Origin of the sequence: Thermococcus gammatolerans EJ3, assembly GCF_000022365.1 — an archaeon.
In the GTDB taxonomy this organism is placed as follows: Archaea; Methanobacteriota_B; Thermococci; order Thermococcales; family Thermococcaceae; genus Thermococcus; species Thermococcus gammatolerans.
The window spans coordinates 731,067-752,391 of the sequence record NC_012804.1 but is presented as its reverse complement, the minus strand read 5'-3'; the positions used below and the strand labels follow the sequence as shown (position 1 = coordinate 752,391).

Genomic DNA, 21,325 nt, shown 5'->3' with positions numbered 1-21,325 from the left:
ACAGGAAGCGAGCTTTTAGATAAATGGAACACCGAATAGATATGATTGATCTTCCCGCACACGTAAGCAATAATCTCAGTTATCTCCCTAATTCTTCCAATTCAAGAACGAAGCAAAAAGAGTTGCTTTCAGTCAGACCATTGAGAAAAGTCTGATTCCTCTGGAGATCCCACCTCCCCTTCGAGGGGCTTCTCTCCCGACTTCACCGGTTTGACTTCTGGCTGGCGTGTCTCCACTTCTTTCAAAATCTCCCTAGACTTATAAAGGAAGAACCCCAGCCCCACAACGGCCCCGATGATGAGGAAGGGCAGCTTATCAGGGAGCGGTAGGCCGCGATGCCAGCGGTAGAGGAGGTAGTTCTGGTAGGCGAAGAGGTACGTGAACGCCCCAAGGAGAAGTGCCTCGACACCGTACTCAATGAGCTCCAGTGTCCTTTCCTCGTCCATTTTGATCGCCGTATTGAATGTGCCTGACACTTAAAAAACTTGGCCCCAGTAGGTTTAAAGATATTTTTATCGCAGGTCTAGATGGGTGGTTGCATTGAGGAAGGGGCAGTCCGCCGTTGAGTACCTCCTGATCATCGTTGCTGTCCTGATAGTTATCGGTATCAGCGTGCACTACCTCCGGGGGACCACCAGGAACGTCCCCTACTACAACCAGCTCGTCCTCGATCCGCTGATTTTCAAGAACGCCACCGCAGACTACGGCGATGTGAAAATAGAGGCGCACCTTGTGGATAACGGAGATGGAACGTACAAGGTGGAGTACAAAATCTGGGCGCTCAAGGCATCTGTCAGAAAAGCTCAGCTAGCCCTAGTGTGTTTTAACAAACCCCCCGATGTGGCAGGTTATCAGGTGATCACCCACGAAGGACCGCTCGAACCCGTCAACTACTGGGCCAACTACTGGACGCCGGTTCCGGAGGAATACTTCCCATGCGAGATAAGGTTCTACATCTGGAAGGACTGATCGGGAAAGGTTAAAAGCCCCCCTTCCTACTCCTCCGGAGAGCCATGACTGAACTCGAGTACCTACCCTACGAACCACGTCCGCACCAGTTGGAGTTCATCGAACTGGTTAGAGGGGCAGTTGAGAGGGGCGAGAACGTTATCATCGAGGCCCCAACTGGCTTCGGAAAGACCGTGAGCGTTCTGGCTGGAGTTCTTCCGGTAGCCAAGGAGCTGGGCTTCAAGGTTCTCTACCTGGCCAGAACCCACAGGCAGATGGACAGGGTTATAGAGGAGCTCAAGGCAATAAACCGGAAGGCGCGGGTCTCGGGGGTTGAGATGAGAAGCAGGAAAGAGCTGTGCCTCCACAACTACCTGAGGGAATACACCAGCGACGCTTACACCGCCATGGTGGTCTGCAAGAACCTGCGGAAGAGCGGGAAGTGCCAGTTCTACGAGAACGAGAAGAAGAAAAAGGCGGAAGTCGAGGAACTCACGCGCTTCTTCCTCGAAACTCCCGGACATCCGGCCGAGATCCTGAACTATGCCGAGACCCTTGAGGTCTGCCCCTACGATGTCACCAGGATGATAGCATACAAGGCTGACGTCATCGTTGCGAGCTACCTCTACGCCCTCAACCCCACGATACGGGAGAACTTCATGACCTACCTTGACCTCGATTACTCCGATTTGATAGTCATCTTTGACGAGGCCCACAACCTGCCGGATCAGGCCATCTCGGCTTTGAGCGACAGGATGAGCATCCACACCGTGAACAGAGCAATCAAAGAGGCAGATGAGTACAGGGAGCACGAGATAGCCAACTTTCTCAGCATATTCGGGAAGGGCCTGGAGATCCTGTACTCGGAGAAGCTCGGCAGCCGCGATGTTGAGGAAACCCCCATAGCGCCGGAGCTCGTGTTCGGCCACGTCATGAACGTCCTCGGGCTCGATACCCGGTGGCTCGTTAAGACCCTCAACGAGATGGTGGCGGTCGGCGATTCAATAAGGGAGGACAGGATAAACAAGAACAAGCCGCCGAGGAGCTACATTGGAAGGGTTGGGGAGTTCCTTCTCCTGTGGCTCTCGCTGATCGGACGGGACGATTACCTCTTCCTCCTCACCAGGGAGAGGGGGTTGAGCCTTGAACTAGTTGCTCTGGACCCCTCGAAGGCTTTGACATTCATCCGCGACGTCCAGAGCGCGGTTTTCATGTCCGGCACACTCACCCCTCTGGAGGCATTTCGCGACGTGATGGACATCGAGAACGCCAGGCTGAAGAAGTTCCCGCGCATGGTGAAGCGCGAAAACGCCCAGGTTCTCGTTGCCAAAGACGTATCCACGCGCGGTGAGGAACGCTCCCTCGACCTCTACCGGAGGATGACGGAGTACATAGTTGAAGCCGTCAAGCTGATCCCCAAGAACGTCGGCGTCTTCACGGCCTCTTACGAGGTTCTCCAGGGCCTCCTGTCTGCGAACCTTCAGGTCAGGCTTGAGGAGACCGGAAAGGCCATCTTCATCGAGAGGCAGGGGACGAGCTCTGCTGAGAACGACGCGATGGTGGCGAGCTTTAAGGCCCACGCGAGGGGCAACGGTGCAGTTTTGCTCGGCGTTATGGGAGGGAGAAACAGCGAGGGACAGGACTACTCGGGCGACGAGATGAACGGTGTGATCCTCGTTGGGATTCCATACGCGAGGCCCACACCGCGCGTCCAGGCCCAGATAAGGTACTTCGAGCGCAAGTTCCCTGGAAAGGGCCGCTACTACGGCTATTACTTGCCGGCCCACAGGAAGCTCGTTCAGGCCGCCGGAAGGGTTCACCGCTCGGCGGAGGAGAAGGGCTCGATAATAATCCTCGACTACCGCGTCCTCTGGAGGAACGTTAGAAAGGACTTCCCCGACTGGATGGTAGAAACTATGAAACCCGTTGATCTCGCGAGGATGCGGCTGTATCTGAGGAGGTTCTGGGGAACCCCGACTAAGGGTTAGATCCTTAAGCAGGAGAAAGGTATTTAAGAACTTCTCACCAAGTTGTTTCGGGGGAAGATCATGAAGCGCCTTCTCCTGCTCCTACCCCTCCTCTTCCTTCCGGGAGTTCTAGCATACCCCTCATGGTTGAGACCGGGGGTTTACCTGACTTATCACGCCGAGGATCCCAGCGGCAATACCGGTCTCCTCTACTCCTGCAACGGAACGAACTTCCTGATAATCGGCGTCTCAAGCCTCACAGTGAACTTCTCGGTTTTGAACGTCTCCAAGGGCGGAGTTGAAATAGGGGTTACCGTTCTTCTTGAGCCGTCCAGAAACTCAACGATCAGATCTCCGGGCTTTCACATCACGTTTCTGACGGGAAAGGCGCGCTGCAACTTCTGGGGATCCGGGGAGAGCCTGATCGGACAGGTTCCACTTGAAAAAGACGGGAAAACTGTCCAGATAAACGTGACTACGGTGATAGTGGAGCACCCCCTAACGCTGAGGGGAACCTACATCGTGACACCCGACGGAAAGGTCTACGACCGCTCGGGAACTTATCTCGGCCACACCGTCCTCTGGGGCCTGCGAGAGCTCAAACCCGGGGACGTTTTCGCAATCATCAACGGGAGCGCCGTGACGGTCGTTAGAAACGACGAGACCGACTACGATATCATCACCTACTGGAGGACGTTCCAGCGCCCCAACGGTAACCTCATAACCAACTGGTCCCACATCACCCTGCCTTTCTATCAGAGCAGTTTTGCAGACATTTATTACTACAATCCTGCCCTCGACATCACGGAGGTCATGATGGGCTCCGCTCCGGATCTCAGGGCCATCGGGATAGTCTCAATATCCCCGAACGACGTTGAGGCAGAACGTTACAACATGCTTCACAAGGAAGAACTCCTCAAGGGAAAGCTGAAGACAATAAGACCCCAGGGCCTCAGCCTCTACGACGCAAACATCAACATCGGCAACCTTCACATCGCCGGCAAACCTCCGAGGACGCCCCTGGTTTACCTCTTTCTCGCCTCCCTGTTCCTTCCGCTCGTGGCCTATCAAAGGAGGTGAGAGCTTGAAGGGGCTCTTTAAGTGGGAGCTCTCCGAGCACCTGAGGGTTTCAATGCTCGTCGCTGGGATTCCTACCCTCCTGATGGTTCTGACCTCAGACCTGCTGAGTCATGGCAGGGCGTTTTCTTACTCAACCGGAGGGTCCATCGGCGGGGGAAGCGAGGGGATGCCCCTTTCCAAGAGCCCAACGGGGAGCGTTATTCTCTCCACCTTTGGACTGAATCACTTCTGGATCCTCCTCTCGATCTTTATAATCATCATGAGCGCCATGATCTTCCGGGCCGACAGGGAGGGCGGCTACGCCCAGGCGATATTCACCCTCCCCATTTCAAAGAAAAAGCTCTTTGGAACCAAGTTCCTGGTTCTTCTCGTGTACTCGCTCCTCCTGCTGTATTTCCCAATGTTTCTGTTCCTTGCGATGGCCTTCGCCAGCGTCCCCAACCTCTTCTCCGGGCTCTTTGGCTGGGAGAGCTTCAGGCACCTGCTGGTCTTTGCCCTGTATTTCGCCCTATACTCGGCTTCTCTGTCGGTGCTCGTCTCCCTCGTGCTTCCAAACTCCTCCCAGGCCATAATGATATCCTTCATACTGATCCTCCTTCCCAGCTTCCTCGGCCTCAACCTCCCGCCCTTCAGTTTCGTCACCGCCATCCCCAAGTATCTGGGTCAGGCCTTCAGTTCGGGTTACGTCCTCCAAGGAGTCGTCGTCCCGGCGGTTTTTGTTGCGCTTTCCCTAGCGCTGGTAGAAAGGAGGGATGTGGTTTGAGGCGATTTCTGGCGGGAGTGCTGCTCTCCCTCGTTCTCTCGACGGTCGCTCTCTTGGTTGTCTATCCCCTCAAGTCCGGTGAATCAATAACGATTCCCCCGGTTCAGGTGAGCAGGCTCGAGAGCGGAAACTACACCATGCAGAGCACGCTTTCCCTCCACATCCCGGCTTGGTCAAGGGTGAACCTCACGTGCGGAAACGGGAGGGGTCAAATCTACCTCAAAAACGTCTTCACCGGGAAGATCGTTTTCGAGGCCCCCATCTATGGCAGCCTGAAGGCCAGCTTCCCAGTTCCCCACGAGGGCACCTACGTGCTCGCTCTTAGGGGGAACGGCTCGGCCATCTGCAGTCTCGTGGTGACGGACTTCCACGCACCCGAAAGAACCCAGGAGCGTTACTCCATCATAGGAATAGCCGCCTCGATTCTGCTCGCCGTCATGATAAGGGGGTGGTCCCGTTGATCGAGGCGAGTGATCTGAAAAAGTACTTCGGGAGCATTAGGGCTCTCGACGGCGTGACCGTTGAGATTCCCGGGGGAGTAAACCTTATCGTCGGCCCAAACGGCGGCGGAAAGAGCACGTTCTTCAAGATAGCGGCCGGAGTCTACCGCCCGACCTCCGGCAGAATAAGGGTTCTCGGAAAGGATCCCTGGAGGGACGCGGAATTCAAGAGGAAAGTCGGTGTCTCCTTCGATCCAGCGGGTTTCCCGCCCTTCGTCACGGGCAGGGAGTGGTTGGAACTCTTCGCTGAATACAGGGGCGGCAATCCGGATGAGGTGGCGGAACTGCTCGGCATCGACTTCCTCGACAGGAGGATCCGAGAGTACTCTTCGGGAATGAGGAAGAAGCTGAGCCTCGCTCAGGCTTTAGTTGGTGATCCCGAGCTGGTTATGATCGATGAACCTCTGGCTAACCTCGACTTTGAGGCCATGGGTAGGGTCGTGGAGATAATCAAAACCCTGAGAAAGGAAACCAACTTTCTGCTGATAAGCCACATCTGGGAGCCTCTCCTGCCAGTGGTCGACAGGGTCTACGTTATAGCAGGCGGAAGGCTGGTGGCGCAGGGAGAAGTAACTGAAATGAAGGAAGTGCTGAGAAACCTCTACTCCCTCTCCTTCACATCACAGTAAACTCCTTCTCGACCCTAACCCTTGCGCCGTCCACGTAGGCGAACTTAACGACCTTGTAGCGGCCGGGGCTTAAATCGACGGGGAGCCTCTGCTCGTAGGTTTCACCGGGCAGGAGCACTATCCTCCTCTCGATGAAAACTATCCCCGGGTCGAGCCTGGCCCAGAAGCCGTCGTACTTGTACAGCTCGACTTCGTTGGTTATCTCTACCTTCACGGTGTTTGGGTTCGTTGTTCGGATCAGCAGCTCACCCCTCTTGGGAACCACCTCGATGATCAGCTCAACCTCGGGAACCGATCCATAGGGGATAACACCAACTCGATCGTCGCGCGGAACCTTAACTATCCTCATCGGTTCGAATTGATCAATTCTTCGCATAAGCTTTTCGGCCCGTTACCGCGTTGCTATCGCGTTGACGCCCGCCCCGGCGAGGATCAGCAGTTCAACGATCCGGTAGGCATCTTCAACCGTCTCCGCTTCGAACCTGACTGTCTTCCCGTCAATGCGCTCGATGATGGGCAGCAGTTCAGCCGCGTCGGCGAAGGCGCTGCTCAGGAAGCGAAGCTTAACCTCAACGGGTTCCTTTGCCTTTAGGGGCTTTGCTTCTCCTTCCTCAAGCTTGATGACCGCCTCCGTAACACCAGCCTTGAGTAAAGCCTTCACCTTCCCAAGGCTCGGGCTCTTGGCGGCGTAACGGGAGAGGCTCTCCTTGAAGGCTATTCCAACCGCCCAAGGGGCAAACTTTTTGACATCCTCTATGAGCCTCGCGTCCCCACCGACAAGTATCACTGGAACCCCCCAGCTACCGAGGAGGTACGCGTTGAGGAGGAACTCGCTGACCTCGATTCCGTTTATCTCGAGCCGATCAATGGTCGAGCCGCTGTATGTATGGTCGAAGGTTGCGTAGCCTGTTCCCGCCTTAGCGTGGTAGCCGAGAAAAATTGCCGCATCGCTTCCCTTCGCGAAGGCGACCATGCTCAGGGGCCTAGGAAAGCCCCTCACGAGCTCCACGTAGTCCGGCATCTCCTCCGGGATGACGTTCACCATGGGGCCGTGACTGTCAGCCACCACAACCTCGTCAAAACCGTTCTGGTATAAGGCCTCGGCCGCGGTTTTGACGACTTCAGTCGCTATCCTCCGGGCCTCGCTGTACAGGGCCCCCTTAACGAAGAGGTGCTCCCTGCTGACGACATGGGGAAGGCCCTCCAGGTCAACCGAGATAAACGCCCTCATTTCACTCCTCCTCCGGATACTCAGGACAGGGACAGAGCATAACCATGATCTTCCGGTGTCTCGGCCCATCGAGCTCAACGAAGAGTATTCTCTGCCACGTGCCGAGAACCAGCTCGCCCTCATCAACGGGAACGACTAGTTCGGTGTTCAGGAACAGGCTTGCCCTGAGGTGGGAGTGGGCGTTGCTGTCAATCCTGTCATGTTTGTAACCGGCACCCCTCGGAATTAGTTCCTTCATCTTGGCCTTGATGTCCTCAAGAAGTCCTTTTTCCGGCTCGTTTATCATCAGGCCGGTTGTCGTATGCTTTGTAAAAACAACAGCTATGCCGTGCCTCAGCTTCCCCTTCCACACGAGCCGCTGAACCTCGTCGGTCACGTCAATGATCTGAAACCTTTCAGTCGTGGACACTTCAAAACTCAGCAACATCGGGACCACCGGGGAAAGTTGGAAAAAGAGCTTAAAACTCATTCGAGGATCTGAACGAGTTCCTCAAGTATCTCCCTTGAGGTCTTAACGCCATCCTGTACAAGGTAGCGGAGTACGACGGCGAGCTCATAGGCCTGGATCAGGTTCTCGTTTCCCTCCTTTCCCTTGAAGAGAGCCTCCTTCAGGGTGGTGTAGATCTCGTTCACCGCGTCCCTGAAGAGAACGTCCTCCCCAATAACCCTGCCCTCAAGCAGGGCCTCCGCAAGGTCCCTTGCATAATCAACGGGATCGCTCTTCTTTCGTCTAAGAGTGATTCTTAGCCTTTCCATTGACTATCACCTTGGCCTCTATCTCCCTGTCAAGGGCTCCGATCAGGATTTCAGCTATCAGAATGGAAGAGAACTTCGGATCCCTAACTTCAAGGGCAACGTCAATAGCCCTTGAAACGTCCCCCATCTTGAGTAACCTGTGGGCTATATCTGCCAAGACTATCGAGCGGAGCCTTTCGTTCTCTATGTGCTCAACGACCTTCATGGCGCCGTCTATGTCGCCCTTGACGAGGGAATAGCGCGCTATCTTAACCCTGATCTCCTCGCTCCGGGAGCGCTCCCATATCGCCCTGATCGTTTCCCACTCCCCCTCGTCGGGGTTCTCAAGGAAGCGGTTCATGAGGGCCCTTCCAACTTCTGTCGCCTCGCGCTCGTTCAGAACGCGGATGAACGAGGGGAGGTACCTCGGGGCAACCTCAAGGAGCCTGATGGCGACTTCAACGAGGGCTTTGTCACCGTCGAGCTTCCTCAACAGGTCCGCCGCCTCAACGGGTTCCTCTGCGAGTGCAAAGGCAACGCCCAGCTCTATCTTGAAATCATCCCCAAACTTCCCAACGAGATACTTGGCGAGTTCCTTGAGGTTTGGAACGTACTTCTCAATAACCCCCCTCTCCTTGAGGAAGAACAGGGCCTCCTTAAAGGCGTACTTGGCCCACTCCCTCTGCTCAATCTCCCTGATCGTGGCTATCCCGTTCTCGTAGCTACTCAGGAGGAAGTACGACTTCATTATCTCAATGAGAGCCTTCGAGCGGTGGGGTTCCGTAGAGATGTTTTCGAGGGCCATTTTGCTCTTCCGTATCCTGTAGGCAACCCTGACCTTCTCGGTGCCTATGAGGGAGGTATTCCTTCGTATTATTTGGAGGAGAACGGTATCCCTGAGGGAGGGGTTCTTGACCTCCATCGCGTAGATTATGGCCTCGTTTATCTCGCCAAGACCGAGCATGTAGCGCGCCGCGAGAACCATGAGGTCATCCCTAACCGGATCCGGGAGCTCGCGCGAGTCCTCAAGAACCCTCTGGTAGATCTTTTTTGCAGAGCGGAGGCCTGCCTTCTTCATAGAATACCCTATTGAGAGGAGCGCCCTGAAGGTCTTGACGGGATCATCAATCTCCCTCGTGGTCTCGATTGCCTTTAGAAAAACTAGCTTGAATTTCGCATCCCTGACCCGGGCGAGCCGCTCCCCGATTTTAGCATACGTGGTTGCCCGGAGATAAGGATCGCGGATGACTTCAGCCGTCTCGATTATTTCACGGATGAGCAACCAAAACACCCCCGTAAAATCCTTACGGAATAAAGGTTCTTAACATTATCGGCCCAAAGGCTTTTAAAAGCCCGAGTAAAGGCTTTTTCATGTACGGGGTAATTCTTGGCAAGAATCCAGAGCTGAGCAGGGCGGAATTTTACAGTTTCGGCAGGAGATTCGGTCTAAAGGTTAAACTACTCGAGGAACATTCTAACTGGTTGCTCATCGAGGCAAGACCCTCGATAGAGAGGCATTTCCGGTGGCTCGGAGGTTCCTTAAAGCTTGTCAGAATCGTCGGCGAGGGGGAAGAGGCGATAAAAGACCTCGAATACGCCAAGCTCTTCACGGTAAGCCTCTACGGGAGGGACGACTGGAGGCTCTGGCGGAAGCTGGGAAGCGCCGTAAAGAGGGAGTTCAAGCAGGAGGGCCCTGCCAAGTTCTTCAAGCCCGCTAAGGTTTACTCCATGCCGGCAGAGCTGATTCTAAAGGGCTTTCCTGAAGTTAAGGACGTCGTTTTCCTGTTCCGCGACGACGGGAGCTTTCTGGTTGGCGAGACGGTTAAGGTTACCGATCCCTTCGAGCTGAAGAAGCTCGACGTGGAAAGACCGGTTCAGAGGCCAATCCTCTCGATTCCACCGAGGCTCGCTCGAATAATGGTGAACCTCACCGAGGTGAGGAGGGGCCTTTTCCTTGACCCATTCTGCGGTATCGGAACTGTCCTTCAGGAGTTCGTCCTCCAGGGGTTGCCCGCTTACGGGAGCGACCGCGACCCCGAGAGGGTTAGGGAAGCACGTAAAAACATCGAGTGGCTCAGGCGGGAGTTCAGGCTCAAGAACTCGGCGAGGATAGAGGTCTGCGACGCGAGGAAGCTGAAGCGCTGTTTCCGCGAGAGGTTCGATGCCATAGTCACCGAGCCCTACCTCGGGAAGCCCCTGAAGAGGAACCCGGGCAGGGGAGAGGCGATAAAGTTAGCGAACGAGCTGGACAGGCTGTACTTTTCGGTCTTCGAGAGCTTCTCCGAGGTTTTGAAGAGGAACGGAAGGGTCGTCTTCGTCTTCCCCGCCTACAGGCTGAGGGACGGGAGCATCTACCGGAAGGAGCGGAGGTGGCTCGGTAAGCTGGGCTTCGAGGTTCTGGGGAGATATCCTGACTACGAGGAGAGGCACAGGCTCGTTAGGGATATTCACGTGATAAGGAAGAGGGGCTAAAGGTTATATAACACGGGAACCAACCGGTGTTGGTGGTAGTCTTGGGTGGTATTGTTGTTAAAGTCCCGCAGGGCGTGGACGATAGGATAGCCCTGCTGATTGCCAGAACAATTTCGGAGAGGCTCAAAACGCTCGTGGAGATAAACGAGGCCCTTAAGGATTCTAGGCTGTCCGAGGAAGACGCCGTAGAGCTTGGTCGGCTGGCAAAAAAGGGCAGAGGGAAATACCTTGAGAGAAGATATTCTTCTCGTCGTTAACACGAACGTGCTGTTCTCTTTCTTCGGAAATCCACAACCACCCGCGAGCTGGTATTCCTCCTCTCAGGAAGACTAATCAGCCCTGAGTTTGCGATTTCAGAACTGGAAGAACACAAGGAAGAAGTTCTTCGCAAAGCCAAAATAGATAAGGGGACTTTCCAGGGAATGCTCGAAATTCTGAGGGAACACGTTATTTTCGTCCCAGAAGAGTTCTACTCAGAGTTCATACCCCTTGCGCTGGAGATATGCCCCGACAAAGATGACGCCGACTTCGTTGCCCTCTCCCTCAAGGTGAACGCTCCACTGTGGAGCAATGACAGAAGGCTAAAGGAGATTAGAGAGATTAAAGTCCTGAACACCGGAGAGGTACTGAAACTGCTCGGCATCACCCGATAAGCCTCTCATGTTCCTGCTTGATACAGCGGTGGGCGACAGCGGTTAAGCCCGCTTCCCTGGCTCTTCTAAAGGCTTCTTCGTCGAACGTCCCGAACTGGAACCAGACAACTTTCGCACCCTTCTTTATCGCCTGCTCAACGTAGTCCCTCGCGAACTCCGGGCGAACGAAGAGGTCAACTATCTCGACTTCCTCGGGGATGTCGAGGACGCTCGGGTAACACTTCCGCCCGAGAACCTCTGAGTAGCGGGGGTTGACCGGATAGACCTCGTAGCCCTTCTCAATGAGGTAGCGCATGACCTCGTTCGCGTCGCGCTCGGGCTTCGGAGAGGCTCCAACGAGGGCTATCTTCCGATACCTCGTCAGGATTTCCCTAACTTCATCGTCGGTCAGTCCGTCGACGGCAATCGCGTTAACCATCGTATCACCACCATAGGTTTGGGAAGGGGTTTAAAGCCCTAACGAGAATTCACCGTGATGGCCATGCTCTACGAGGAAACGCTCTACTCGAAGTGGATAACGCTCTTGCTCCTCCCGCCTTTGGTTCTTATGCCCATCGGGCTCTACGAGAGCCTCAAAACGGGGGAGGCAGTTCCCATAATGGCTGTTTCAACGGTCCTTACCGTCACGATACTCATTGAGGTCATGGCCTTTCGCGTTAGGGTCTACGAGGATAGGATATTTCTCAGCGGTTTCCTCGGCCTCTTCCTCAGGAAGACGGTTAGGGTTGACGAAATCGAGTGGTTCGCGGTCAGGGAAGGCTGGATGAGCTGTCCGGCGAAGATTCACTTCACCCTTCCTGCAAAGGCCTGCGTCTACATCAAGCGAAAGAAGGGCTGGGACGTCTCCTTCTCGACCAACAGGCCGGAGGAAATTATCGAGGTTCTTCGCTCGCTGGGAGTTCAACGAGGAGCTTAGTTCCATCAACTTCAACAACCCTAACCTTTTCTCCCCTCCTCGCGGTTCCGTGAAAGCATCTTGCCCGCCAGAGCTCGCCGTCGAGCTTCACGAGGCCTTCCGGCGAGAGGTCATCCACGACCACAGCGGTTCTGCCGACGAGAGATTCTGGCCCGGCCTTGGGCCGTTTTTCGAGCCCGCCTCCGAGCACGTACGGGGCTATCAGAACGTCCTTGACGAGGAGGACTCCCAGAACCAGCCCCGTGACCAAAACCGGTACCCCCATTCCAAGGGCTGGAAGAACAACGAGAAGGAAAACACCAACGATTATCTCGTCTGCAATCAGCGCGATGAGCTTGAGCAGACTTACTCCCTTCCCTCCAGCCATCTCCACCCCTCGTTGACCTCAATTACTCCCCACCAGCGCCTCAGCTCCCTCCTAGCGGTTCCATAGTCCGGATAAAACCGTCCCACGAACCTCCAGAAAGCCCTGGAATGGTCGAGGTAGCGCAGGTGGGCGAGCTCGTGGATCACGACGTATTCGATAAGTTTCTCGGGCAAAGCCGCGAGACGGAGGTTGAAGCTCAGGTTTCCCCTGCTTGAGCAGCTCGCCCACTTCGTTCTCTGGTTCCTGATGTATATTTTGCCCGGGGAGACGCCCATCAGGACGGAGTAGAGGGTGACGAGAGCTGCTACCTTGTCCCGCAGGAGCTCCTTCAGAGCCTTCCGCGCCCGCTCGCGCTCGGCCGGGAGGATTAGCTTGCCGTCCCTGAGCTCAACTTTCCGAACGTTCCCCAGCTCAAGCCTGTAGAACTCGCCGAAGAACGGGAAGCCCCTCGCAGATTCCCTCCTTACCTCCTCAAGCTCCCTCAGCCGGTTTCTCAGCCACCTTTCGTGCTTTTTGATGAACGCCTCCACATCAAAGCCTTCCGGCGCCGTCACGACGATTCTCCCGTCGGGTTTGATTTCGAGCCTCGCATAGCGGACAGGCCGGTGCCGAACCTCAACCTCCATGCGACCACCTTTTAAGGTGTAGTCCCTACCCGTGCTTATGAAGGTTGAGGTCATAAAGCGGAGGGCCAAATCCCTCTACACCCGTTCGCGAATTCCCGGCGTTTCGTGGAGCGCCAACCAGTACGTCGGCTGTTCCTTCGCCTGTCCATACTGCTACGCCAAAAACGTAGTCCGGGAGTTTGGGGAGAGAGAATGGGGGAGCTGGGTGATAGCCAAAATCAACGCGCCCGAGCTAGCGAGAAAGCACGTTTCCGGGAAAATCGTGATGTCCACAGTAAGTGACCCCTACCAGCCTGTTGAGGCCAAACTTAAGCTTACCAGAGCGACGCTCCGGTTCATGGACAAGAGGAACGAGCTTTCAATCCTTACCAAATCGCCCCTAGTTACGAGGGATATTGCCCTTTTCAAGCTCTTCCGCTCGATTGAGGTCGGCTTAACCCTCAACTCCTTCGACGGCCGGGAAAAGTCCCTCCTGGAACCCTTGACACCGGTTATGAAAGCCCGCGTAAACGCCCTTCAGAAGCTCCACGAGGAGGGAATACGGACTTACACCTTCGTTAGCCCAATAATCCCTGGAGTTACAGACGTTTCGAGGATTGTTAAGGAAACGCGTGGTTTTGTCGATTACTACTTCTTCGAAGTTCTAAACCTCAAAAAGGCCGGAAATGAATTTCAGGAAACGCTCCGCTCCGAGTTCCCTGAGAGCTACTGCATCCTAACCAGCGAAGAGCTCTTCGGGGCCTTCATCTCGGAGCTCCGCGACGAGGTTCGTTCGCTGGGGATAAAAACGGAGGGCATAGAGACGCACTTTAGAGGTTGGGGGTTTGTGCGGATTTAATCACCACACCGGCGACAGCAGGGACCCGCCGTAGGCGAGCCACAGGAGGAAAGCTGTCGCGAAGGGAACCGTGAACTCATCGTAGGCCGAGCGGAGGGGAAGGCTCTCAAGGGCAGTAGCGACAAGGGCGACGCCAGTGATAAGGCTCCAGCTTGGGTCGAGCGAGAGAACACTGTGGGCAGTCCAGAGGACCAGAACTGAAACAATGAACATCGTTGCGCTTCCGATTAGGGTCTTCTTCCGGTTCCAGGGAATCCTCGGCCCACCGAGAGCCTGTCCAGTTATGGCGTTGAAGCAGTCGCCGAAAGTCGAGACCCATAGGGCCGAGAGCGCCATGAGCTTCGGAAAGACCGTGCAGATAATCCCCATCGTCACCCAGAAGAGGAAGCTCCCGAGGAAGTTGTCGCGCTCGTCTTCCCTCGCCATCGTCCGGTAACTCAGCTCCGCTATCGGAACGGTGAACTTCCAGCCCCGCCTGAGCTTGAGGTGCTGGAGCGTGTAGAGGAAAGCCAGCGACCAGACCACAAGCAGGGTAACCCATCTCGGCGTGAAGAGTATTATCGGCGCCCCGAGGATTCCGGGCGAAACGTGCCAGAGCTTTCTTATTAGCTCCCTCTTGCTCAAACCCATGATTTCACCCTAATATCATTGGGTTTGGAGTATTTATCGGTTTTTCCCGCCTATCGTTAACTATAAAAAGGGATAATACAACAGAAACACATGCGAGTAACGTTTGAGCGCGTAGTGGTCGTTGAGGGAAGCCCCGAAAACCTCGAAAAGTTCCTCGGGGAGAACACATTCGTTTACTGGGTTAAAGGGCCCAACGGAGAGATATGGAGCCTTGCGCCGGACTTTATCCGGGAGCGCTACGAGGGACACTTTTATCTGGTGGACTTCGAGGAGGAGAGCTTCCTTCTTGCTTCCACAGTCACTCTGAAGCTTCCCGTTCTCGGCAACCGCGTCGCTCGGTTTGAGGGAAAGAGAAAGGCCGTAGCGAGGAGGGTTAAGCTTCACCTCATTGACCCCTTTAGGAGAATTTTAATGCTTCAAAAAAAGTGGAAACGTGGGCATCGGCAGGGTCTTTTATCTGGCCTTAGCATACGCCCTCTTTGCATGGCTTAGCCCTTGTCTCCTGCTCGTCATTGTTCCAATAACTCTTTTAGAGTTTGTTCCGGGTAGCGAGAAAGTTGTGATGAGGGAAGGCGAGTATGTTAAAATGTTCTCAAGGGACAGAAGGGCAGTTTTTGCCAGAGAGTTTCTGCTGGGGACGTGGCTTCTTGTAATCGGTGTGGGAGCAACAATTTACCGCGCTTACCTTGGACAGGAAGACCCCGAGGAGGCAATATTCCTTGCGGCTCTCACCTTTGCTCTGGCCGTTGATGAGTACCGGCGTTTCCAAAAGCGCCGGCGGGGGGTTCTCCAACAACCGCTATGACCAGAGTTCATGCTCGTTCCCGTTAGTTTCTTTTTCTCTTTCAGTTCCAGAGATAAAGGGTCAGAAAATACCACTTTATCCGGTCGGGTTGAGAAAAGGCATAGCCGTGCCTCGTAACTACCAGCGCGTTCCCAAAGCTCTCTTGAAAGGGCCTCAAAAATCGTCCGCATGAGAACGGAACTTCCCGAACTGCAAAAATCTCTCCTCCATGAGGAAAGCCTTCCTTCTTAAATCTGAAAACCTTACTCATAGAGCTAAAACGGATCAGTGGCTTTAACGGAAGCCCGATAGGCTCCCTCACGATATCGTAGGTAACACCCTGAACAACACTGACCAATCAGATTTTTAAAATGCTCCGCGCACTTAGGCCAGAGAAGAGAATTAGGTGAGACTAATGGCGATAGTGGTTAAGGCCAACCCGAACATGCCGGAGGAAATCGCGCTCCTCTTCAGGAAACAGCACTACGAGCTCGTTGGGAGGCACAGCGGGGTTAAGCTCTGCCACTGGCTCAAGGAAAGCCTTACTAAGGGTCGCTTCTGCTACAAGCAGAAGTTCTACGGCATAGCGAGCCACCGCTGTCTACAGATGACGCCCGTTTTAGCTTGGTGCACCCACAACTGCATCTTCTGCTGGCGTCCGATGGAGAGCTTCCTCGGCACTGAACTGCCAGAACCCTGGGACGACCCTGCCTTCATCGTCGAGGAGAGCATAAAGGCCCAGAGGAAGCTTTTAGTGGGCTACAAGGGCAACCCCAAGGTTCCGAAGGAGAAGTTCGAGGAGGCCTGGAACCCGAAGCACGCGGCGATTAGTCTCTCGGGCGAGCCGATGCTCTACCCCTACATGGGCGACCTCGTTGAGGAGTTCCACAAGCGCGGTTTCACGACCTTCATAGTCACCAACGGAACCGTTCCGGAGCGGCTGGAGGAGATGATTAAGGAGGACAAGCTCCCGACCCAGCTCTACGTCTCGCTCACGGCTCCGGACATCGAGACCTACAATCGCGTCAACGTCCCCATGATTCCCGACGGCTGGGAGAGGATTATGGAGACGCTCAGGCTCATGCGCGACGCGGAAACGAGGACGGTGATAAGGCTCACCCTTGTGAAGGGCGAGAACATGCACAGTCCAGAAAAGTACGCCGAGCTGATTAAGATAGCGAACCCGATGTTCGTCGAGGCTAAAGCCTACATGTTCGTCGGCTTCTCGCGGAACAGGCTCACCATCAACAACATGCCGAGGCACGAGGAAATCAGGGCCTTCGCCGAGGAGCTCGTGAAGCACCTCCCCGGCTACCACATTGAAGACGAGTACGAGCCGAGCAGGGTCGTTCTCATCATGCGCGACGATGTTAATCCAAAGGGCAGGGGGCTTGAGGGAAGGTTCATCAAGGATTGAACTCTCTCCAATTTTTGCCCCGAGGAAAACTTTATTTATTCCGCCACCGTTTAGCGATTTTAGAGGTGTGGACTATGGTGAAAAGGTGGCCCCTGAAAATTATTCCCCTAATTCTCATCGGTGTAATCGTTTTTGCTCCCCTCACTGCAGCCCTTTCCATTACTGAGGGCTCTGCAAACTTTCTCAAGAAGTTTGGAGACAGCAGTGGGCAGATAAGGACCCTGAGCCTTACTATCATCGCCCTCGCGGAAGCCAGCGGTAGGGTAAACGAGGATCTGACGCCGAAGGTTAGAGAGTTCACTAGGGAACTGATCTCCTACCAGAATCCGGACGGCGGCTGGGGCTACTTCCCCGGAAGCGTGAGCAACGTTCTCGATACCTCCTATGCCCTGATAGCCCTCTCAAAGGCGGAGAAGTTTTTCGAGGGGACCGATGACCTTTTCAAGGTAGATGACGCCCGTAAGAAGGGAGTTAAGTTCCTGGTAAGTTCCAAAACGGGGAATACATGGGGCTACATTCCCAACAGCACGCCCATGTTCTATCCGACGGTTCTGGCGCTCTGGGCCCTGGGAGAGAACGGCCACAACTCATCAAGTCCAGTGGTCTCATCTGCGGTCTCATCCCTACCCGAACTGCCGAGGTACATCGACGATTACACCGCCCTCGGCCTGAGACTCATAGCCTTCAAAGCGGTTGGAGAGCCCGTTGACAAGTCCGAGGTAAAAGAGCTCATAGAAATACTCAACGGAGACGATCTTTCTCCGGCCCAGAGGGCACTGCTTACATATGCCCTGACCCTCTACTCGGAGCCAACTTTCGAAGTCGTGGCGACGATAGCAAGGCTCGACCAGATAAAGCACACCGGGGCCAACATGGTCTTCTGGGCGGACACCCCGAAGTATCCTATCTCGGTAACGGATACTGTAACGCCAACGGCCTACGCTCTCCTCGCAGTTTCCGAGCTCGTACCACCGATAAGGGAGGTAACGATCAACCCCAATGAGATGCCCTGCGACCAGTTGATATCCTACCAGAACCCAGATGGGGGATGGGGAATCTACCGCGGCTCCCCCTCCAACGAGAAGGCAACGTACTACGCTCTTATAGCTATAGAAGCCTGCTATCCCGCTCCAGATATCGTTGAAAAAGCCCTGAACTGGACGGAGGAGAGGCTTAAGGAAGACGAGAGGGTAGTCCTCAATGAGGGCAGGCTTACGGTTGGTTACTACTACGCCCTCATGACCCTACTTCACTTCAATCGGCTCAACGAGAGTGAGAGGGAACACGCGATAGAGGTTATAAAGTCTGTTAAGATGGACACTGGAAAGTGGGGCGTCGAGAACCTCGGTCCTCAGCCGGCCGAGACGGCTATGGCCCTGAGCGCTCTCATGGCCCTTGGGATCAATAGATCCGACCCCGATGTTATTGCCGCCAAGAAGTGGCTCCTCTCGATAAGTTCAACGGGCTGGGGCCTCTACTACCAGAGCGGCCTCTATCCTTTCATGCTCGAGGTGAACGTCCTTGACACGCTCACCGTTCTAAAGGCCCTGGAACCAATAGCGACCAGACCGGAACTCGAGGCTCATCTGAAGTGGCTTATCTCCCAGAGGGTCGACGGTGGCTGGCCCTACATGAAGGAACACACCAATATCAATGGAACCAAGATCGAAGGAAGGCCCCGCGTGGATCTTACCGTCGAGGCAACTCTCCTGCTCATGCACTACGGCTTTGACTACACCCAGCAGACCCTCGATTTCGTGAAGAAGGCCAGGGATTCCGGATTGATCGCCAACGACACACTGGAGACCGCCTTTGCGGTGATATACCTTTCAAGCTTCAACAAAATGCCAATGGTGGATCTCTCGGACGTTAGAAACGCCCTTGAAACCTCAACTTTCAACGTGGTCTGCCCCGAAGATAGGATAAGTGACGCAAAGGATGTCATAAACTACCTCCGTGAAACCTTTGGCTACCGCTTTGACCTAGGACCCCTCTCGCTAATGGAGGAGGGGAACTCCATTGTGCTGGCGGGCTTCGATGACGTAAACGTCTCCCGCTACAACCGTTACATAGTCCTAGACATTTCAGGAAACGAGATAGGGCTCAAAAACTCCACTTATCCGCGCCAAGACACGGTTCTCCTGATCCCGGGAAGAACCGCGAAGGGAGTTATGCTCTTCGTCCTCTACGACGAGGACTCCTCGGAGATAGCGAAGCTCGTGTTCAAGATAGGCTACGTCAAGTACATGCAGGGGCCTGCGGTTGTGGTTCACTATGAGGACAGGAACGGGGACGGAAAGATAGAGCTCAACGAGGTAACCGCCGAGACAGTTGGATGAGGTGAGATCGTGAGAGCTATAATCATAGGGGTCGGCCAGTGCGGAACCAAGATAGCCGACCTCTTTTCTTTAGTCGATTTTGAGGCTTTGGCGATAAACACTTCCAGGGGTGATCTCGACTATCTCAAGCACATCCCCTCCGACAGGAGGATCCTCATAGGGGAGAGCCTAACCGGTGGGAAGGGCGTTAACGCGAACCCCGTCCTCGGAAGGGAGGCCATGAAGAGAGACCTTCCGATGGTTATGAGGAAGATCTCCTCAATGGTCGGCTACGAGGACGTTGACATCTTCTTCCTTACCTTCGGCTTTGGTGGTGGAACCGGAGCGGGCGGAACGCCGGTTTTGGCGGAGGCCCTCAAGGAGGAGTACCCGGATTCACTGGTAGTTGCCATCGGAGCCCTGCCACTAAAGGAGGAGGGTATACGGCCTACCATCAACGCCGCCATCACGATAGACAAGCTTTCCAAGGTGGCGGACTCAATAATAGCCATAGACAACAACAAGCTCAAGGAGGGCGACCTCGACATATCCCAGGCCTACGAGATGATAAACTACACTATCGTAGAGAGGATCGCCTCACTTCTCGCCCTGATTGACGTTCCTGGGGAGCAGACCCTCGACGCAAGCGATCTGAAGTTCGTCCTCAAAGCCTTTGGAAGTTTTGCAACAGTCGGCTACGCGAAGGCCCGGGCGGATCAGCTCAAGAGCCTCTCGAAGCTGATAGTCAGGTCGTTCGAGAGTGAGGGGCTTTATCTCGAGGCCAACGTTGAGTCAGCCCTTTACGGTCTCGTAGCAGTTCACGGCCCACCCGAAGTCCTCAAGGCGAAGGAGATCTTCGAGGCCCTTGACGAGCTCACAGACAGAATCAAAGGAAAACAGATCTTCAGGGGCTTTTATCCTGATCCAAGAACGCGCGAGGTTGAGGTTGTAACGCTTCTCAGTGGCATCTACGAGAGCGAGAGCATAGAAAGAATCATCAGAACCGCCAAGGAGTACGCAAGCTCGTTTATGAGGGCAAAGAAAGAAGCAGAGGAGAAGAAGAGGGAACTGCTTTCAGGCCTTCCTGATTTCGATGATCTCTACCCCGGTGGTGAGAATGCCGAGTGAGGGGATAAGGGATTCGGTAGAAGTCGCGCTGGAGCTCGATGAGCGGGAGGTATACTCCCACATAGCCCACGAGAGCGCGGAGGACATAAGGCGGATAATTTCATCAATAGACGCGGAGAGGGCCCAGAAGAAGGGCTTCCTCGTATATTACCATGACGATTGGGACAGCCTGATAAGGGAACGCATCAGAAAAGGAAAGAGGCATACCGCCTTCGATTTCTACAACCCAGCCCTTCTAGACATATGGGAGGCCAAGGTCGAGGAGCTCAAGGACGTCAGAAAAGCCAAGTACTTCCTCCTTTCACTTATAGGTATCGGCGTTATCTTTTCAATCACCGCCGGACTGCTCTTCTCGTGGTACTTCGTCCTCCCAGGGCTGGGACTACTGCCCTTGGTGCTCTGGGTCTTAGATCGAGCCAGGGAGAAGAGCGACCTCATCTACCATCAGCTGACCCAGTTCTTCATCGATGAGATGAGGGCCCTTCTGAGCAGATACAACCTCAACCCGGAGAGGTACAGGTTCAAACTGTTCAACGACGATTATTTCGGTGTCAGGAGGATTAAAATCGGAAGGGAATCCTTTGCCATTGCCGAACCCCTCAATGATGTGGAATGACCCCATATTTTTGTTGAGCAAGCGTTAAATAGGCAAAATCCATAACATACTCAGAGTGAGGGCTATGGGCAAGAAGGGTCAGATCTCCCTCGAATTCCTGTTCATCTTCGCAATCCTGCTCATCCTGTTAGCTTACTCAGTCAAAAACACGACGTTCCAGCAGGGTTCCCAGTCAATCGAAACACTAAGGGTACAGATAGCCCTTGAAGAGAAGGAGCTGGCCAACACCATATCCGGAGCCATAAGCCAGGCGTACTCCCAGGGACCGGGCTCGAAGACGACCGTTTACGTAAAGCTCGTGTACCTTAGAAAGCCGTACTACCTAGAGAAAGTGTGGGGCGTTGCAGATCCCATGATCTTCGTAACCTATGGCCAGCATCTAAACGATGGGAACGGAACGTACGTGATGGTCCTCAACGGCACCGGAACAACGAAAGTCATCCTGACGGGGGGAAACAAGAACGCCTTCTGGACTAGGGCGCTCTACCAGAGGGATCTCCTGGGAAACTCAACGGTGTGGGGCGGTTCGAGTGCCAGCGTTGATTTTGGCACTGGAGTGACAACAGTGTACGGCCTCAGGCTGGATCCATCAACGATCCCCCAGGTCCTCAAAGTGGTCGTAGAGTGGAACCCAGACCTTCCGAACTCGTGGGTCTTCAACTCGACCGCCGGCGAGCTCATGATAAACATAAACCCCGGTGGGTGAG

Annotated in this window: 29 protein-coding genes; 17 read left to right on the top strand and 12 right to left on the bottom strand. The window is 54.6% G+C overall.

Features of this window, described 5'->3' with window-relative positions:
- Window positions 1-128: 128 nt before the first annotated feature.
- Window positions 129-446: a hypothetical protein gene (locus TGAM_RS04070; protein ID WP_015858418.1), complete on the bottom strand. Its 318-nt coding sequence runs from the start codon at window positions 444-446 to the stop codon at window positions 129-131.
- Between the two features lie 94 nt (window positions 447-540).
- On the opposite strand from TGAM_RS04070, the gene TGAM_RS04065 reads away from it, so the two are divergent.
- Genes TGAM_RS04065 through TGAM_RS04040 form a run of 6 tightly spaced genes read left to right on the top strand, consistent with a single transcriptional unit; the run spans window position 541 to window position 5,887 of the window.
- The gene (locus tag TGAM_RS04065; RefSeq protein ID WP_048811111.1) at window positions 541-969 is read left to right on the top strand and encodes a class III signal peptide-containing protein; all 429 of its coding nucleotides are present in this window, start codon (window positions 541-543) and stop codon (window positions 967-969) included.
- A 44-nt stretch (window positions 970-1,013) separates the two neighbouring features.
- Window positions 1,014-2,936, top strand: a complete 1,923-nt coding sequence (locus TGAM_RS04060) for a helicase C-terminal domain-containing protein (RefSeq protein ID WP_015858417.1) — start codon at window positions 1,014-1,016, stop codon at window positions 2,934-2,936.
- Between the two features lie 60 nt (window positions 2,937-2,996).
- Complete coding sequence (locus TGAM_RS04055; RefSeq protein WP_048811110.1) at window positions 2,997-3,995, top strand: hypothetical protein; 999 nt, start codon at window positions 2,997-2,999, stop codon at window positions 3,993-3,995.
- A gap of 4 nt (window positions 3,996-3,999) precedes the next feature.
- A complete protein-coding gene (locus tag TGAM_RS04050; RefSeq protein WP_015858415.1) occupies window positions 4,000-4,758 on the top strand; it encodes an ABC transporter permease in 759 nt (252 codons plus the stop codon).
- Window positions 4,755-5,219: a hypothetical protein gene (locus TGAM_RS04045; RefSeq protein WP_048811109.1), complete on the top strand. Its 465-nt coding sequence runs from the start codon at window positions 4,755-4,757 to the stop codon at window positions 5,217-5,219. Before TGAM_RS04050 ends, TGAM_RS04045 begins: the two co-directional genes overlap by 4 nt.
- On the top strand, window positions 5,216-5,887 hold the full coding sequence (locus tag TGAM_RS04040; RefSeq protein ID WP_015858413.1) for an ABC transporter ATP-binding protein: 672 nt from the start codon (window positions 5,216-5,218) through the stop codon (window positions 5,885-5,887). The genes TGAM_RS04045 and TGAM_RS04040 overlap by 4 nt, the downstream gene beginning before the upstream one ends.
- Here TGAM_RS04040 and TGAM_RS04035 read toward each other — a convergent pair.
- Genes TGAM_RS04035 through TGAM_RS04015 form a run of 5 tightly spaced genes read right to left on the bottom strand, consistent with a single transcriptional unit; the run spans window position 5,874 to window position 9,144 of the window.
- Window positions 5,874-6,236: a hypothetical protein gene (locus tag TGAM_RS04035; RefSeq protein WP_048811108.1), complete on the bottom strand. Its 363-nt coding sequence runs from the start codon at window positions 6,234-6,236 to the stop codon at window positions 5,874-5,876. The two genes, TGAM_RS04040 and TGAM_RS04035, sit on opposite strands and share 14 nt — an antisense overlap.
- A gap of 42 nt (window positions 6,237-6,278) precedes the next feature.
- Complete coding sequence (locus tag TGAM_RS04030; RefSeq protein WP_015858411.1) at window positions 6,279-7,118, bottom strand: M55 family metallopeptidase; 840 nt, start codon at window positions 7,116-7,118, stop codon at window positions 6,279-6,281.
- A gap of 1 nt (window position 7,119) precedes the next feature.
- Complete coding sequence (locus TGAM_RS04025) at window positions 7,120-7,545, bottom strand: secondary thiamine-phosphate synthase enzyme YjbQ (RefSeq protein WP_015858410.1); 426 nt, start codon at window positions 7,543-7,545, stop codon at window positions 7,120-7,122.
- 38 nt (window positions 7,546-7,583) lie between these two features.
- Window positions 7,584-7,874: a hypothetical protein gene (locus TGAM_RS04020; protein WP_015858409.1), complete on the bottom strand. Its 291-nt coding sequence runs from the start codon at window positions 7,872-7,874 to the stop codon at window positions 7,584-7,586.
- Window positions 7,849-9,144 carry a prenyltransferase gene (locus tag TGAM_RS04015; RefSeq protein WP_238516250.1) on the bottom strand — a complete coding sequence of 432 codons (1,296 nt, stop codon included), beginning with the start codon at window positions 9,142-9,144 and terminating at the stop codon, window positions 7,849-7,851. Before TGAM_RS04015 ends, TGAM_RS04020 begins: the two co-directional genes overlap by 26 nt.
- Window positions 9,145-9,224: 80 nt before the next feature.
- On the opposite strand from TGAM_RS04015, the gene TGAM_RS04010 reads away from it, so the two are divergent.
- The 3 genes from TGAM_RS04010 to TGAM_RS04000 are packed head-to-tail and all read left to right on the top strand — an operon-like array spanning window position 9,225 to window position 10,978.
- Entirely contained in the window at window positions 9,225-10,325 is a 1,101-nt protein-coding gene (locus TGAM_RS04010; protein WP_015858407.1) for a TRM11 family SAM-dependent methyltransferase, read from the top strand.
- A 32-nt stretch (window positions 10,326-10,357) separates the two neighbouring features.
- Window positions 10,358-10,582 (top strand): hypothetical protein, encoded by a 225-nt coding sequence (locus TGAM_RS04005; protein ID WP_238516249.1) that lies wholly within the window; start codon window positions 10,358-10,360, stop codon window positions 10,580-10,582.
- Between the two features lie 48 nt (window positions 10,583-10,630).
- Window positions 10,631-10,978: a PIN domain-containing protein gene (locus tag TGAM_RS04000; RefSeq protein WP_094745784.1), complete on the top strand. Its 348-nt coding sequence runs from the start codon at window positions 10,631-10,633 to the stop codon at window positions 10,976-10,978.
- On the opposite strand, the gene TGAM_RS03995 is transcribed toward TGAM_RS04000, so the two are convergent.
- Complete coding sequence (locus TGAM_RS03995) at window positions 10,968-11,396, bottom strand: CoA-binding protein (protein WP_015858404.1); 429 nt, start codon at window positions 11,394-11,396, stop codon at window positions 10,968-10,970. The genes TGAM_RS04000 and TGAM_RS03995 overlap by 11 nt on opposite strands.
- A 57-nt stretch (window positions 11,397-11,453) precedes the next feature.
- Between TGAM_RS03995 and TGAM_RS03990 the strand changes: the two genes are divergently transcribed.
- Entirely contained in the window at window positions 11,454-11,894 is a 441-nt protein-coding gene (locus tag TGAM_RS03990; protein ID WP_238516248.1) for a hypothetical protein, read from the top strand.
- On the opposite strand, the gene TGAM_RS03985 is transcribed toward TGAM_RS03990, so the two are convergent.
- Both TGAM_RS03985 and TGAM_RS03980 read right to left on the bottom strand, forming a co-directional pair.
- Entirely contained in the window at window positions 11,851-12,261 is a 411-nt protein-coding gene (locus tag TGAM_RS03985; protein ID WP_015858402.1) for an NfeD family protein, read from the bottom strand. The two genes, TGAM_RS03990 and TGAM_RS03985, sit on opposite strands and share 44 nt — an antisense overlap.
- Window positions 12,240-12,887, bottom strand: coding sequence for a M48 family metallopeptidase (locus TGAM_RS03980; protein WP_048811107.1), 648 nt, complete (start codon window positions 12,885-12,887; stop codon window positions 12,240-12,242). The genes TGAM_RS03985 and TGAM_RS03980 overlap by 22 nt, the downstream gene beginning before the upstream one ends.
- A gap of 37 nt (window positions 12,888-12,924) precedes the next feature.
- Between TGAM_RS03980 and TGAM_RS03975 the strand changes: the two genes are divergently transcribed.
- On the top strand, window positions 12,925-13,725 hold the full coding sequence (locus tag TGAM_RS03975) for an SPL family radical SAM protein (protein WP_193777120.1): 801 nt from the start codon (window positions 12,925-12,927) through the stop codon (window positions 13,723-13,725).
- Here TGAM_RS03975 and TGAM_RS03970 read toward each other — a convergent pair whose 3' ends face one another.
- Both TGAM_RS03970 and TGAM_RS11240 read right to left on the bottom strand, forming a co-directional pair.
- Window positions 13,726-14,355 (bottom strand): diacylglycerol/polyprenol kinase family protein, encoded by a 630-nt coding sequence (locus tag TGAM_RS03970; protein ID WP_048811106.1) that lies wholly within the window; start codon window positions 14,353-14,355, stop codon window positions 13,726-13,728. It abuts the gene before it with no gap.
- Between the two features lie 60 nt (window positions 14,356-14,415).
- Entirely contained in the window at window positions 14,416-14,739 is a 324-nt protein-coding gene (locus TGAM_RS11240) for a hypothetical protein (protein WP_048811105.1), read from the bottom strand.
- 49 nt (window positions 14,740-14,788) lie between these two features.
- Between TGAM_RS11240 and TGAM_RS03960 the strand changes: the two genes are divergently transcribed.
- On the top strand, window positions 14,789-15,160 hold the full coding sequence (locus tag TGAM_RS03960) for a hypothetical protein (RefSeq protein ID WP_015858397.1): 372 nt from the start codon (window positions 14,789-14,791) through the stop codon (window positions 15,158-15,160).
- 40 nt (window positions 15,161-15,200) lie between these two features.
- Here the strand turns inward: TGAM_RS03960 and TGAM_RS11115 are convergent, their stop codons facing one another.
- Entirely contained in the window at window positions 15,201-15,497 is a 297-nt protein-coding gene (locus TGAM_RS11115; protein ID WP_015858396.1) for a hypothetical protein, read from the bottom strand.
- A 57-nt stretch (window positions 15,498-15,554) separates the two neighbouring features.
- Between TGAM_RS11115 and twy1 the strand changes: the two genes are divergently transcribed.
- The 5 genes from twy1 (at window position 15,555) to TGAM_RS03935 (ending at window position 21,324) form a co-directional block, all read left to right on the top strand.
- Window positions 15,555-16,556, top strand: a complete 1,002-nt coding sequence (gene twy1, locus TGAM_RS03955; protein ID WP_048811104.1) for a 4-demethylwyosine synthase TYW1 — start codon at window positions 15,555-15,557, stop codon at window positions 16,554-16,556.
- A gap of 74 nt (window positions 16,557-16,630) precedes the next feature.
- Window positions 16,631-18,895: a prenyltransferase/squalene oxidase repeat-containing protein gene (locus tag TGAM_RS03950; RefSeq protein WP_048811103.1), complete on the top strand. Its 2,265-nt coding sequence runs from the start codon at window positions 16,631-16,633 to the stop codon at window positions 18,893-18,895.
- 9 nt (window positions 18,896-18,904) lie between these two features.
- Window positions 18,905-20,002: an FtsZ/tubulin family protein gene (locus TGAM_RS03945; protein ID WP_015858393.1), complete on the top strand. Its 1,098-nt coding sequence runs from the start codon at window positions 18,905-18,907 to the stop codon at window positions 20,000-20,002.
- On the top strand, window positions 19,992-20,618 hold the full coding sequence (locus TGAM_RS03940; RefSeq protein ID WP_015858392.1) for a hypothetical protein: 627 nt from the start codon (window positions 19,992-19,994) through the stop codon (window positions 20,616-20,618). The genes TGAM_RS03945 and TGAM_RS03940 overlap by 11 nt, the downstream gene beginning before the upstream one ends.
- 64 nt (window positions 20,619-20,682) lie before the next feature.
- A complete protein-coding gene (locus tag TGAM_RS03935; RefSeq protein WP_015858391.1) occupies window positions 20,683-21,324 on the top strand; it encodes a class III signal peptide-containing protein in 642 nt (213 codons plus the stop codon).
- The last annotated feature ends 1 nt before the right edge of the window (window position 21,325 follow it).